Below are 14,418 nucleotides of genomic sequence, written 5' to 3' on the forward strand. Positions count from 1 at the left end.
GATTCAATTTTTGTGCCTTTGCGTTTAAAACTCTACTTAAGATTATCCAGAATTTTGAACAAAGTATTACTGATACTTCCGCCCTGATAATTGTTTAGAATAATGGAGAACACATAATTTTTTCCACTTTTGGAAGTCTGATAACCTGCAAAAGATTTGCTGTCTTTGATGGTTCCACTTTTCATTTTGATGCCATTCTGAGTTGGGAAACCTTCATAAAAAGCATCGAACCAATTTTGTTTTTTAGCATATAACAAAGCCTGAACCTGGGCTTTTGCAGAAACATAATTCTGTGGCGAAAGTCCGCTTCCGTCAGCAAAATTAATCATATTTGGATTAATTCCTTTTGACTTCCAAAAATCTTTGAGAAAATCAACACCGGTTTCAAAAGTTGGATTATTTCGTTTTTCTTTCGCCATTGTTTTGATGAGCGTTTCTCCATAAAGATTGATACTTTTTCTCAAAAACCAATAGACAATTTTGTCCAGCGTTGGTGATTTATATTCAAAGATTTGATTTTGAGTTGGTACTTTTGAAATGGATTTTCCGGTAATCTTTTCATTATAATAAGTGGTTGTTTTCCCTGAGATTGAAATTCCATTTTCTGTCAGCAGCTTTTTGATTTCAACAGCCAATTGCATTGGCGGATTAGGTGTTGCGCCGGAAACGATACTTACTTTTCCGGCAGGTAACATTCCATTAATCATTGCGGTTTCAGAATGTGGTGCTGTGAAGATCAGACTTTGGTCAGAGCTTCCGCCGGTTTTCAGTTCATTGATCCAATTGACATTATCCAAATCATATGAAAAATTCTTGAACTGATTTCCATTAATATTAATATCAAACTGATTCTCCCTCCAATTCACTCCAAATGTTCCTGCACCATAATAATTCCCTAAATCATTCCAAGGCCAGCCACCAGGCGTACTTTGGAAATCAAAATAAGAATCATCCACAATCAGATTGCCTGATATTTTCTTGATTCCGGATTTTTTGATAGCTTCTAATAACTGCTGTTTGAAGTTTTCAGGTTTATAATTTTCGTACCGCCAAGTTCCCAAAGTTGGGTCACCATTGGAAGTGATGTAAAAATCACCATCCAAAGTTCCGTTCGATATTTTCCCAGAGTAGGAAGCTGTTGTTTTGAACTGATAATTCTTACCTAACGTTTCCAAAGCCGCAACAGATGTAAAAATCTTTTGTGTGCTGGCTGTGGAAAGCCCTTTGTTCCCATTATATTCATAAACCAAGTTTCCATTCTCATCCGAAACATAGAACGAAAGATTGGCCGACAAAGCGTTGGACGCAGACATCATTTCTTTCACAGATTTGTCCAGTTGATCAGAAACCGATTGGGAAAAGTAAGTTTGCGAAATAAGTAATGGTATTAAAAGAAAATACTTCATCAATACTTATTCTTTTATTATTTTTTCAGAAATAGTTTTGCCATTTTCCAGCTGTATCTTTAAAATATAGATACCTTTTGGTAATTCTTTAACTGACATCGTTTTCGAGTTGCTCGTTTTTATGATTCTGCCACCCATACTATATAGCTGCAAAGATGTAATACTATCTTTACTATGTATCTTTAGCAGATCCTTGGCAGGATTTTCTACAAGAACAGTGTTTTTAAGAGTAAACTCATTGGTATTCAAATTATCCGGACCCAATTTTACCACCCAATAGTCAGAATACCCTTGATTTCCTGCTACATCTCCATTATTAGAATAAGAAGATCCTGCTACAATATACCCTCCATCAGAAGTTTGTTGAGCTGCGGCCACAGTTTCACTATCACTTCCACCCAAAGATTTCTGCCATTGCAAATTACCATTTTGACTTAACTTAAAAATCCAATAATCAGTCTTTCCAAAATTTTGTGTTGCATCACCATTATTAGATTCAGAATTACCAGCTATAATATAGCCGCCATCTGAAGTTTGCTTTATAGAGTTTGCAGAATCATTAAGACTTCCTCCAACAGTTTTTTGCCATTCAATATTACCGTTTCCATTTAGCTTTACAATCCAACAATCAGTTCCTCCATGATTTCCTGATACATCACCATTATTGGATTTTGACTCTCCTGCAATAATATAACCGCCATCAGCAGTCTGCTGGATAGCATTGGCTTTATCAGTATTACTACCGCCTAAGGATTTTTGCCATTCCACAATACCGTTATTATCTAATTTTATCACCCAATAATCTGTATCACCATGGTTTCCTGTGACAGTGCCGTTATTAGAATTAGAATAACCTGCCACAATGTATCCACCATCCACGGTTTGCTGAACAGAATTAGCCCAGTCTTCACCACCTCCACCATAAGATTTTTGCCAATCGATGGTACCGTTGCTATTTAATTTTACTATCCAAAAGTCGTAGCCTGCATAATTTTCTGTTACATCAAAATTATTAGAATTAGAAATTCCGGCAATAATATATCCACCATCTGTAGTCTGCCGAATTGAATTTGCATAATCAGTATCACTCCCGCCTAAGGATTTTTGCCACTGAATAACACCATTAGCATTTAATTTAAAAACTAAATAATCACTATCACCGTGATTGCCGTTTACATCACCATCATTAGACCAAGAACGTCCAGCTATAATGTAACCTCCATCTGTAGTTTGCTGGATTGAATATGCATAATCAGGACTAGTTCCTCCTAAAGATTTTTGCCATTGGATAACACCGTTGCTATTAAGTTTTACAATCCAACAATCTATACCGCCGTCATTTCCTATTACATCACCGTCAGAAGAATAAGAGTAACCAGCTACAATATAGCCACCATCACTGGTCTGCTGTACATCTTTTGCAAAATCAAGAATACTTCCGCCAAAAGTTTTTTTCCATTGAATAGCTGGTGCCTGCGAATAAATAGCTATTGGAAGTAAGAGAAGTGCAAATATTGAAATTAGTTTTTTGTTCATATTATTAGTTAATTATAATTAATTTTAGTGAAATTCCGTCACAAAATCTCATTTATATTCAATAAGTTAATATTGTGGAATTTTGCAAAAATACTATATTATATAACATTATTATAATAATTTGTTAAATTTACGTTTTAGCAGTTAGTCAGGCAGTTTTATAGGTAACTTTACTTTAAAATTTAAAAGATGCCGAAGAAGAACCGCAAAAAAGAAGAATTATACAATGTCATCACACACGGTCTTGGGGTTATACTTTCCGTCGTCGCCTTGATTCTGATGATTTACTATTCCGTGATTAGCGGGAGTGGGATTGCGATTGCTTCTTCTTTGGTCTTCGGGATTAGTTTGATACTACTCTATTCAGCATCCACTGTTTATCACGCGGTTTACAAACTGAAATGGAAAAAAATTTGTCAAAGAATCGACCATCTCAGTATCTACCTTCTCATTGCGGGAACTTACACGCCCATTGCACTTCTAGGACTGAAAGGCGCTTGGGGTTGGAGCATGTTTGGTGTGATTTGGGGAATGGCTTTGATTGGTTTTATTTTTAAATTTTCTCCACTTAGGAATAATGAAAAAATATCTCTTTCGATGTATGCTTTGATGGGTTGGGCAGCCATTATAGCCATCAAACCAATGATAGAAAACCTTTCTACAGGCGCATTGACATTGATTATTCTTGGCGGACTATGCTACACGTTCGGAATCTATTTTTATGCTAAAGATAGAAAACCGTTTTATCATCCTATTTGGCACTTATTCGTTTTAGGTGGCAGTATTATGCATTTTTGTGCAGTTTTCTTTTTTATCCTTCCTTAGAATATTTTCAGCGATGTAAAATTTGTAAAATTTGAAGCGTTAATTTATCAATAATCAATTACAGATTTTAGAAAATTTAACAAAATCACTCCATTTGTTAAATTCATAAAACTATACAGTACAGCAGTTTAAATCCAATTCTAAATCTCAGTCAATAAAACAAAGTCTTTAGATTGCAGTTATGAAATCCTTATCGTAAATTTGGGGAAATTAAAAATTAAATTTATGTCTAAAGCCATTTCTCAAGTGCCTTTTGCACAAAACGAACCCGTAAATTCTTATATTCCTGGTTCTGACGAGGTAAAAAGCCTTATTTCTACTTATAAAAAAATGTGGAAAGAAAAAACCGAAATCCCAATGGTAATCGGTGGAAAAGATATTAAAACAGACAAAAAAATAAAACTGAGTTCACCTCAGGATCATCAGCACGATTTCGGATTTTATTATGAAGGTGATATGTCTCACGTAGACCAGGCCATTGAATCTGCTCTTGCTGCAAAATCAAAATGGAATGCATTGGGTTGGGAACACAGAGCAGCAATTTTCTTGAAAGCAGCTGACCTTTTGGCTGGACCTTACAGAGATGTTATCAATGCTGCAACGATGATTGGACAATCTAAAAACGTTCATCAGGCAGAGATTGATGCGGCTTGTGAATTCATCGATTTCTTACGTTTCAATGTAGAATTTATGACTGAGCTATACGCTGAGCAGCCGGTTTCTGATGCAGGAATCTGGAATCGTGTAGAATACAGACCGCTTGAAGGTTTCTGTTTTGCAGTGACACCTTTCAACTTTACTGCAATCTCTGGAAATTTGCCGGCTTGTATGGCAATGATGGGAAATGTTGTGGTTTGGAAACCTTCTGACAAACAAGTTTATTCAGCAAAAGTGATTATGGATGTTCTGAAAGAGGCTGGACTTCCAGATGGTGTTATCAATATGATTTTTACCAACGGAAAAGAAACTGCTGAGAAAGTTTTGGCTCATCCTGATTTCGCAGGTCTTCACTTCACAGGTTCTACAAAGGTTTTCCAAGGAATGTGGAAAATGATTGGCGATAATATTCACAATTATAAATCTTACCCAAGAATCGTTGGTGAAACTGGAGGAAAAGACTTCGTGATGGTTCATCCTTCAGCGAATGTTGAAGCCGTTGCCACAGGTTTGGTAAGAGGAGCTTTTGAATATCAAGGACAAAAATGTTCTGCTGCATCCAGAGCTTACATTCCGAAATCGCTTTGGAATGAAGTAAAAGCGGTGATGGAAGCTCAAATCAAAACGATTAAAATTGGTTCTCCAGAAGACCCTTCAAACTTCGTAAACGCGGTTATTGATAAAAATTCTTTCGAGAAATGTAAAGGTTATATTGACAGAGCTGAAAAGTCTGAAGATGCAACAGTTGTTATCGGTGGAAAATATGACGATAAAAAAGGATGGTTCGTTCATCCAACAGTTATAGAAACGATTAATCCTTATTACGAAAGTATCGTTGAGGAAATCTTCGGTCCAATCTTGACTGTTTTTGTTTATGAAGATGAAAACTGGGAAGATACTTTGAGATTGGTTGACACATCGACGCAATATTCTTTGACTGGTTCAATCTTCGCACAAGACAGATATGCAATTGACGAAGCTTACAAAGCTTTGGAAAATGCTTCCGGAAATTTCTACATCAATGATAAACCAACAGGAGCGGTTGTAGGACAACAGCCTTTCGGAGGTTCTAGAGCATCTGGAACCAATGACAAAGCAGGTTCTAAAATGAATTTGACTCGTTGGGTGTCTGTAAGAAGTATCAAGGAAACTTTTGTCTCTCCAAAAGATTATAAATATCCATATTTAGGATAATTTCAAAATAAATTAAGTCAAAATGTCATTTTGCAGGAATCTAAACGCTAATTATATTAATTGGCTCGGTTCTTTCAGAATGACATTTTGTATTTTAATAACCTAAATCTTAGACAATGAAAAAAGCGCTTATTATAGTTGATGTTCAAAATGATTTCTGTGAAGGTGGCGCTCTTGCCGTTCCGGAAGCTAACAGCATCATTCCTTATATCAATCTTCTGATGGAAGAAAACGAATATGACCAAATCGTTTTGACACAAGACTGGCATCCTGCAGACCATAAAAGTTTTGCTTCCAACAATGGAAAAAACGTTGGAGAAACAATTTCTCTAAACGGCGTTCCACAATTTATGTGGCCAGACCATTGTGTTCAGGGAACTTTTGGAGCAGAGTTTCATAAAGATTTGAATCGTGATAAAGTCACACATACCATACAGAAAGGAAAAAATGTTGAAATTGACAGCTATAGCGGATTTCAAGATAACAATCACTTTATGAAAACAGGATTGGAAGATTTCTTAAAATACCACGATATTCAGTTGGTTGAGATAGTTGGATTGGCGTTGGATTATTGTGTAAAATTCACTGCGATTGATGCTTTTAATGCTGGATTTGTCACTTGCTTACATTTCAACGGAACAAAAGCTGTGAATGTAAAACCGGACAGCGCTAGAAACACGATTTATGATTTAGCTGAGAAGGGCATTACTATTTTAGCGTAATTATGAAATCACTATTTGTCCTTCCGTAATAATAAGTAATTTACGGAATGACAAATTTTAAAATCAACACAAATGAATGAAACGCTTCTAGTTTTTTTAATGATTATAGTTTTCATCATCGGTTTCAGCTGGTCGATGATTGATTTATTGAACATCAATAAAAAATTGAAAAGTAAAAATTTCAAAGAAAAAAGAAAAGCGTATAAAGATTTGAAAAGTGATGACGGGAGTCTTATCTCAGACTCAATTGCTATTATCATTAATATTTGTAGAAAAATATTTTAGATGTAGTTTACTGATTTCTAAATTTCCGCTTCATTTTAGTTTTATGTCTGGAATAATGCGTTTGCTCCGTATTTTTATCGGTTGAAATCACACTGATATTTCCATCCACTTCCAGAATTGCCAACTTCACATCACCCACATTTTCGATGCCGTGCTCGTGAATGGCTTCTTCCAATTCGTCTTCGGAGATTTGAACTTTCTTAAGAATCGCAGGAAACACTACTCCATCTTTTACCAGAATATAAGGTTTATCTTCTATCAATTCCTTTATTTTCTGATTCTTGAAGATAAATTTCTTCACTACAAAATTCGCTACAAATAAAACCAAAGCGGCGACAATTCCACCCTGTAAACTGCTGTTGGAACCAACCATTGCATTCTGAACCGCATTACTTATCAAAAGCAGAAGAATCACATCGCCTGCATTAAGTTGTGACAATTGATTCTTACCAAAAACACGCACAGCAATGACCATAAAAAAGTAAACTGCCAGCGAACGAACAACGATATCAAGAATTGGATTCAAAGTTTGAAAAAATTTATAAAATAAAGATAGATAGTTTTCCGGATATTGTTAAAGTATATTTTGCATAATTTTTGTTTCGCAAAAGCTTTGTGAGAAACAAAATATTTTAAACTATATTTGAAATAAAACCAAACGATGAAAAAACAACTTTTACTATTCGCTGTATCATTATGCCTTTTATCTTGTAAAAAAGAAGTCGAGAAAGTCGCAACTGTTGATAAAAAACAAGAAATCACTGTTGATACAATTTCTACAGAAAAGAAAAACCTTTCTGATTTTCATATTTTCGATTTGTATTCTATGGAAAATGCTGGCAAATACAGCACATTCATTTCGTTGTCTGATATTTATAATGATTCTTTAGCAATTCCTGAGGAAATTATTCAGAATCAAAAAACCAAGACATTTGCCGAACTGAAGCATTTTGAATTGACTGGAATTTACCGCGAAAAATTACTAAAAGGAACTTCCCTATCGGAAACTGACACGCTGTTTCTTTACAATTACAAAGATGCCCAGTTGCAGAAATTCCCAATCCGTGATTTGAAATCGGTTGCTAATCTTGACCTTTATACTAGTGAAGGCGAAGAGATTTATAATTATTATTATATGATTGGTTTCGAACTGAATCAAATTGAATCTTCAGAACAATCTGTAATGGATAAAACCAATTATAGTTGGGCGTATTTTGGAAAGGAAAACCCATTTTCTGGAGAAAAAATGATTCCAATCCATTGGAAAAAAGTTAGCCGTAACCAATTTCCTTTTCCATTAAAAAACGACAAGAGTTTAGAAAATACTTATATGGCAAAATTTGAAAATCTTACTTATTATATTCAGGATTACAAAGGCGAATATGGGATTTATAAGAGAAAATTAGCCGTTGTAAAAGATAACAAGGTTACGTTTGCAAAAACATTTACAACTGGCGAAGGCGCAGAATTCAGTCCTCTGAATTTCATTAATAATAACGAATACAACGATTGGCAATGGACTGGAAAATTGTTCAAAAATAAACCACCTGTTGTTTTTGGTTTTGTTTCAGAATCGTTTGGTTGTCCGTGCATTACGTTTTTAGACTCTTCTTATCCAGAGCTTTATACTGACTGCGACAATAGGCATTAATTCTTTGATTAAATGAAAAATATGAAGCATCTATTTTTCCTACTCCTATTATTTTCTGTTTTATCTTGTCAATCAACCGATAAAGACATTGTGAAAGTTGAATTCAAAAGTATTTGTGGTGGTAAAGGCTGTAAAAGTCACCGTTCTGTTTTTACCAAAGATAGTATTGTGGAATCTTATTTTAACTGGAATCCAGAAGCTTTTAAAGAAATAAAGATAAAAAATACTGCTGAAAATTGGGAAAAACTTTTGAAAAACATTGATATTGAAGCTTTTGAAAACATAAAATCTGACTCTGGAAGATATCAATATGACGGAACGGATCAAATCATTATTCTTTATTTTTCCAACAAAAAAAGACTCAAAGTTTCCAATGGTAATCAAGACAGTTTGTATTATCCAAGAATCGAAAAGTTGTATCAGTTTTATAGAAATCAATAAAAACAACGAATTTAAAATCTTCAAAAAAAGTAGACAGCGAATTTTGTAATTTCAGACCTAAAATTCAAAGAATGAAAAAAATAAACTCCCTCCTTTTACTTATTTTCTGTTTCACAATTGCTCTTGGACAAAAGAAAAAACAGAAACCACTTCCGCCTCCAAAAGTGGAAGCAATAAAACCAAGTGTAGTTGAAGAAACGAATAAAGTAAGCGATATACAATATATTTCACCTCCAACTCTTCCCAATGAAAATATCAATGTTCAAGAATCAAAAGTTATAGAAAATCTGAACTTGGATTCTAATGCAAAAAAATGTGCTTGTGACAATGTTGCAATCATTTTAGGAGCTGATAAATTCGGAGAAGGATTTATGGCAAAAGATTTTGGTTTGAGAGGAACTGTGAAAAACATAAAAAATGTAGAAAAACGAGACACTTTGGTAGGCTACAGCGAAACACTTTCCAAAGGAAATACTGTAGATTTGACATTTTCTAACCAAGGCTTTTTACAAACCTATGCGAAAGAGATGATGGATAAATGGAGCAAATCTCAAGGACTTGAAAGTTTTAGTCAAGTATTTTACAACGATAAAAACCAAATCATCAATACTGAAATATATCTAGGTGATAAAAAAAATCTAATGGCTAAAAACCATTTTCTCTATAATGCAATGGGACTTTATGAAGTTGAAATAACCGATAAAGAAAAAAAAACGATAAAGAAAAAAATCACATTTGAATGCTCCAAAACCGAAAACGAATTTTTTGTAGTAAAAAAAGAGATTAATGAGGAAAGAAAACAGGAAACTAACGAGATGTATGTTTTTAATACAAAAAATCAGTTGATTAAAAAGCAAGAAATCTTCAATAGTTATAGAGATACCAAAAGAAATAAAACATCGACTTTTGTTTACAATAATTTGGGGCAACTGACTGAAGAAAATTTTCTAAACCAAGACGGAACGATGAGAGACTATCTTCATCATCAATATAATCCTCAAGGCGATGTGATAAAATCGGTTTACAAAGATGGAGACTATATTGTTTACGATTACAAATATGACAATCAAAATAACTGGATTTGGAAACAAAAAACATCTTTTGAGAAAAGCCGTTTCAGTGATGAAATGCAGATAGATGAACGTCTGACTTGGGACAGAACCATTTTATATTATTAATTTTCTAATATAAAATCATAATCATCAATCATTCAGCAAATCATAAATCTTTCTAAAACTAAAAGCCAATGAAAAACAAAATCACTTCTATCCTATTATCAATCGTTTTTTTGAGTTTCAGTTTACAATCTTGTGAGAAGAAAGAAAAGCCAACGAATAAGGAAAATTCAGTGAAAAAAGAAACTGAGGAAAAGAAAGATTCAACAGTATTCAAAAGTCAATTGAGACCTGATGAGAAGCTTGAATTAGGGAAAATTTATACTGATATTGTTCAGTTTGTCAACTTTGATGATAATGGCGATGATTGGCGTTTTATTGTCAAGAAAAATCAAGATACCATCAGTTTAATTTACAATAATGATGACCCACAAATAGTCCTTGGAACCGATTTAGAAATCCAATGGAAAATAGATAGTCTTAGACCTGCTGGAGACCCAGACTATTTGGATTTTACTGAGTATTTGATTTCTTGGAAAAAAATCAAAAGTAAAACTCAGAAAAGAGATTTTTCAAAACTCAAAAATCAGAATTTTGTACTAAGTTGTGGAACTGGTTGTGCAATGACACACAATGTCAAAGATATTGAGCAGATTAATTCATCATCAATCAAAGTGACTTTTGAAGTTGAAATGTATGTGAATGAAGAATTGACAGAAACCTTCGATGAATCCTACATTTTTGATTATAACAATTCTAATAAGCTAAAAAAAGTAGCAAGAGAAGGCGAAAACGAAAATCTTTTGGAAACATTTTTTATGGGCGGCGCTAAAGACTCTTTTAAAGAATTTGGCACCAAATTGATGGAATAACAAATCATAAAGACATAACTTAAAAATGAAAAGTAAATTTTTTCAAATTTTCTTAATAACGCTTTTTGCTCTTCAATCTTGTAAAAAGGAAACGGAACAAGAAAATCTCTCCAAAACCGAAGTTCGAAAACCAAAAGACAGTGTAAAATCAATCATAGTTGAAGAGTCTAAAAAAGAACTTCAGTATTCTATTGAGGTTGAAAAAATTGATTCATTAGAGTATCTACATTTCGCAGTAAAGAATAACATTAATAAGAAAAAAATCACCAAAATCACAGACTTTAATCAAGCAAAAAAGCTATTGAAAGGTATTATTGAATTTGATGAAAATCCGGATTATGATAACCATCCGCTTGTAAAAAAAATACATTTCAGAAACGGCAAAGAATATGGTAATACAAATGAATACGATTATTACTCTTTCATTGCTTATTATCCTGAAGAAGACATTTTGCTCTGTGAGGGCGGGCACACAACGGACATCAGTTTTAATTTGAAGAACGGTAAAGAAACTGAGGAAACCGGAAATCCAGATTATATTAATTTCTCACCATCCGGAAAATTCAGATTGAATGGGCATTTCGGAGGACAAGAATGTTCTTCATATTTCATTCAAAAGAAAATTGATGATGATTATGTGAAGACTATACAGTTGGATGATGAATTTGAAAAGCTGACCAAAGTTTGGCTTTGTATTGTTGGAGAATCTTTTTGGGCGGATGACAACACTTTATTCCTCACAGAATCAAGCGAATTCGGAAAAGCTAAAAAATATTTCAAAGTGAAAATCATTGAAAAATAAACAAACGATGAATTTAAAAACTAAAACCCTTCTACTTTTAGCAATTTTTCTAAGCATTCATTCTATATTCTCTCAAGAAAAAAAGAGCAATTACGACTTAGTTGTCTATAAAATCTATGGCGACCTAAACAAAGATAATCTTCCGGATATGGTGATTGTGAAAGAAGATACGAGCGATAAGCGACGACCTAATTTGTTAGAAATATTTTTTCAGACCAAAAACGGAGCTTATCAAAAAGTACTTTCATCTACCAAAGCCGTGATGGAAAGGTTTCCGTATGGCGACAGCAGAACAGAAACGTCTCTGGAAGAATTGAAAATCAAAAATGGAGTTCTTATTTTTAGAAATCAATTAATCAAAGGAAGTCTTACGCATAAATTCCGCTATCAAAATAGCGAATTTGAGTTGATTGGTTTCAGTTCTTACACCGCTGGCGCCGGCTATTTGAATCATATAGATTACAATCTTTCAACTGGCGAAAAAATTGAAAAACACACCGATTACGAAACAGATAAAGTCCTGAAACTGATTAAGACAAAAGACAAACTGTCGGTTCTGCCCAAACTGAAAGATTTTTCACCATTCGGATTCATATATTAAAATTAGACAATGAAAAAAATATTCTTTCTACTGCTACTCTTTCCGCTTCTGATGTTTAGTAATATGGCAAAACCTTGGATGGAAGGTTCACAGCACTCGGTTTTGTTTGGTGGCGATGCTTCTGTCAAAAAAGAATCTATTCTTATCCACATTGTCAAGGATTCTCTTAACCATCATTATGCTAATTACTCTATCAAATATCACATCTATTCTCCACAGAAACAAACACTTCCGTTGTTATTTGTAGCGATTGATTTATCTGAAAAGCAGGATATAAAAGTCAATAATCGAGTAGCAACAATTCAGCCTTTGGATTTCGAAAAAAAGACTTATCCATTTATTAAGAAAAATGCCAATGAAACGTTTATCACTTTTGATGGAAAGCAGGAGTTTTACATTAATCAAAATGATTTGATTTATTTTTCTGCTGATTTGGAAAAGGGTGATAATATCATCGAAGTCCAATATGACGGAAAAATGGAATATAATACAATGGGGTTTGTTACCAATTACAAATTAGAATATTCGCTCTCGCCATCTAAGTATTGGAAGTCATTTGGACCGATTGATGTGACTTTGATATTGAATAATCAAACGGAATTCAAAGAATCAAATCTGGGTAAGGAAAAAGAATCGGGTAATATTCTGAAATGGACTATCACACCGCAAAATCGAGATAATATCGAAATAACAGTATTTGAAAAAATCTCTTTCATCTCAAAAGTTCTTGTAGCCATAGGCCCTTTCGGAATTTCAGCAATCGCTCTTGTAGCAATGTTTTTCGTTCATTTAAAATTAATAAAAAAGAATCCTAAAATACTCGTGCTGATTCTTGGGATTATTCTGGTTCCTATTCTATTTTATGCGATTTTTTTATTATCGTACAGCCTTATCGATTTTAGTTTAGGAAAATCAAGCACCAAGCACGGTTACGTCTTTTTATATGTTGTGACCTATCCGCTTTTGTTGTTATTCTACGGAATCATAATGTGGCTGATTCACAAACGAATAAAAGCAAAGCAATTAACAGAAAACACTTAAAAATAAACACTAATGAAAAAACTAATCGCAATTTTATCTGCTTTGATAATCATCATCGGCTGTAATAAAAAAGAGGAAATCCCGGAAGAAAAAACAACAGTTCCGCAAACTAAAGAATCTGAAAACGAATATGATGAACCTGATGAAGACCCAGCGTACGTTTTTCCGAAAACCGGAAAGAAAGCAGAAGATTTCATTACCGAACCGGATATTTTCGAAATTCAATATCAAGCAGAAGGCGATTTGAATGGCGATAAATTAGACGATATCGTTATCGTTAGAAAAGACAAGAAAAATAAAACGGCACCTCGCTCTATGCTGGTTCTTCTCCAAAATCCAGACAAAACCTATCGTTTGGATAAAATCTCGCATCTTGCAATGCCGGCAGAATATAATGACAGTGATTTCAAACTTTATGAGACAGAAGATGTTTCCATTGACAAAGGTGTTTTAACAATTCAGCTTTATGGGATTGGTCCGAGTGGTAATCTTTTCAGTGATTTCAAATATTTCGGAAATGATTTGCTGTTAACCCATATCGAAACTTACAATATGGGCGCCGGAAGTCATCAATCTCTTGATTATGATGTGATTAAAGGAGAACTTTTTCAGGAACTTATCAATACAATGGAAGAAGAAATGCCTTCTACAGAAAAGACTTTTCACCTGAAACCACAGAAAATCAAATTTGATGATGCTTCGCCAGATGCTGTAATTGCGGAAGCTTATAAGGTCATTGATGCGGAAACTTAAGAGTTGACTAATAATAAAACGGGAATGTTGATTATCTTTGATTCAAATATTAAAGTAATTATGATAAAGAAATTATTATTGACATTAAGTTTAATAACAGTAACAATTATATTTGCACAGAAAAACAATGACCAGCAATCCGTTGCCGAAGCTTCAGAAAAACTAAGATTAGCAATGATTAGCGGAGACAAAGCAATTTTAGAATCCTTGATTCTTCCGGAATTGACTTACGGGCATTCGGGCGGTCATATTGATGATGCTAAGGAATTTGTAGAAAAATTGGTCAGCAAAAAATCCAATTTCCTATCCATTGAAAACACCAATCAATCTATTCAAATTGTAGATAAAACAGCGATTGTCCGTAATCATTTGTATGCAAAAACTCACGATTTGGGAAAAGAACAAGGAGAAGTGAGCTTGGATATCTTGTACGTTTGGCAGAAAACTAAAAGTGGCTGGAAATTGTTGGCTAGGCAGGCTGTGAAGGTGGAGAAGAAGAAATAATCATTAAGCAAAA

16 protein-coding genes are annotated in these 14,418 nt (G+C 33.8%); 13 read left to right on the forward strand and 3 right to left on the reverse strand.

The features are described from left to right. Nucleotides 1–32: 32 nt before the first annotated feature. Nucleotides 33–1,406, reverse strand: coding sequence for a D-alanyl-D-alanine carboxypeptidase/D-alanyl-D-alanine endopeptidase (gene dacB / locus BUR19_RS08970; protein WP_074234953.1), 1,374 nt, complete (start codon nucleotides 1,404–1,406; stop codon nucleotides 33–35). A 6-nt stretch (nucleotides 1,407–1,412) separates the two neighbouring features. Then, nucleotides 1,413–2,942, reverse strand: a complete 1,530-nt coding sequence (locus BUR19_RS08975; protein ID WP_074234955.1) for a T9SS type A sorting domain-containing protein — start codon at nucleotides 2,940–2,942, stop codon at nucleotides 1,413–1,415. A gap of 189 nt (nucleotides 2,943–3,131) precedes the next feature. Between BUR19_RS08975 and trhA the strand changes: the two genes are divergently transcribed. From trhA to BUR19_RS08995, 4 genes are all read left to right on the forward strand, one after another. Then, the gene (gene trhA / locus BUR19_RS08980) at nucleotides 3,132–3,767 is read left to right on the forward strand and encodes a PAQR family membrane homeostasis protein TrhA (protein WP_074234957.1); all 636 of its coding nucleotides are present in this window, start codon (nucleotides 3,132–3,134) and stop codon (nucleotides 3,765–3,767) included. A 225-nt stretch (nucleotides 3,768–3,992) separates the two neighbouring features. Continuing rightward, a complete protein-coding gene (gene pruA / locus BUR19_RS08985) occupies nucleotides 3,993–5,618 on the forward strand; it encodes an L-glutamate gamma-semialdehyde dehydrogenase (RefSeq protein WP_074234960.1) in 1,626 nt (541 codons plus the stop codon). Nucleotides 5,619–5,734: 116 nt separating this feature from the next. Continuing rightward, nucleotides 5,735–6,340, forward strand: a complete 606-nt coding sequence (gene pncA / locus BUR19_RS08990) for a bifunctional nicotinamidase/pyrazinamidase (protein ID WP_074234961.1) — start codon at nucleotides 5,735–5,737, stop codon at nucleotides 6,338–6,340. 72 nt (nucleotides 6,341–6,412) lie between these two features. Beyond that, on the forward strand, nucleotides 6,413–6,625 hold the full coding sequence (locus tag BUR19_RS08995; protein ID WP_074234963.1) for a hypothetical protein: 213 nt from the start codon (nucleotides 6,413–6,415) through the stop codon (nucleotides 6,623–6,625). Between the two features lie 7 nt (nucleotides 6,626–6,632). Here the strand turns inward: BUR19_RS08995 and BUR19_RS09000 are convergent, their stop codons facing one another. After that, nucleotides 6,633–7,151, reverse strand: a complete 519-nt coding sequence (locus BUR19_RS09000) for a DUF421 domain-containing protein (protein WP_074234966.1) — start codon at nucleotides 7,149–7,151, stop codon at nucleotides 6,633–6,635. A gap of 135 nt (nucleotides 7,152–7,286) precedes the next feature. On the opposite strand from BUR19_RS09000, the gene BUR19_RS09005 reads away from it, so the two are divergent. From BUR19_RS09005 to BUR19_RS09045, 9 genes are all read left to right on the forward strand, one after another. Then, a complete protein-coding gene (locus tag BUR19_RS09005; protein ID WP_074234968.1) occupies nucleotides 7,287–8,276 on the forward strand; it encodes a hypothetical protein in 990 nt (329 codons plus the stop codon). A 21-nt stretch (nucleotides 8,277–8,297) separates the two neighbouring features. Further along, nucleotides 8,298–8,717, forward strand: a complete 420-nt coding sequence (locus BUR19_RS09010) for a hypothetical protein (protein ID WP_139297292.1) — start codon at nucleotides 8,298–8,300, stop codon at nucleotides 8,715–8,717. Nucleotides 8,718–8,788: 71 nt separating this feature from the next. Continuing rightward, a complete protein-coding gene (locus tag BUR19_RS09015; protein WP_074234973.1) occupies nucleotides 8,789–9,895 on the forward strand; it encodes a hypothetical protein in 1,107 nt (368 codons plus the stop codon). 68 nt (nucleotides 9,896–9,963) lie between these two features. Then, a complete protein-coding gene (locus BUR19_RS09020; RefSeq protein WP_074234975.1) occupies nucleotides 9,964–10,704 on the forward strand; it encodes a hypothetical protein in 741 nt (246 codons plus the stop codon). Nucleotides 10,705–10,729: 25 nt separating this feature from the next. Further along, on the forward strand, nucleotides 10,730–11,506 hold the full coding sequence (locus BUR19_RS09025; protein WP_074234977.1) for a hypothetical protein: 777 nt from the start codon (nucleotides 10,730–10,732) through the stop codon (nucleotides 11,504–11,506). Between the two features lie 7 nt (nucleotides 11,507–11,513). Further along, entirely contained in the window at nucleotides 11,514–12,107 is a 594-nt protein-coding gene (locus BUR19_RS09030; protein ID WP_139297293.1) for a hypothetical protein, read from the forward strand. A gap of 9 nt (nucleotides 12,108–12,116) precedes the next feature. Then, entirely contained in the window at nucleotides 12,117–13,148 is a 1,032-nt protein-coding gene (locus BUR19_RS09035) for a hypothetical protein (protein ID WP_139297294.1), read from the forward strand. 12 nt (nucleotides 13,149–13,160) lie between these two features. Then, entirely contained in the window at nucleotides 13,161–13,901 is a 741-nt protein-coding gene (locus BUR19_RS09040) for a hypothetical protein (protein WP_074234983.1), read from the forward strand. Between the two features lie 60 nt (nucleotides 13,902–13,961). Continuing rightward, nucleotides 13,962–14,405, forward strand: a complete 444-nt coding sequence (locus BUR19_RS09045) for a nuclear transport factor 2 family protein (protein WP_083600715.1) — start codon at nucleotides 13,962–13,964, stop codon at nucleotides 14,403–14,405. Nucleotides 14,406–14,418: the final 13 nt, after the last annotated feature.

This window comes from Epilithonimonas zeae, from assembly GCF_900141765.1.
In the GTDB taxonomy this organism is placed as follows: Bacteria; Bacteroidota; Bacteroidia; order Flavobacteriales; family Weeksellaceae; genus Epilithonimonas; species Epilithonimonas zeae.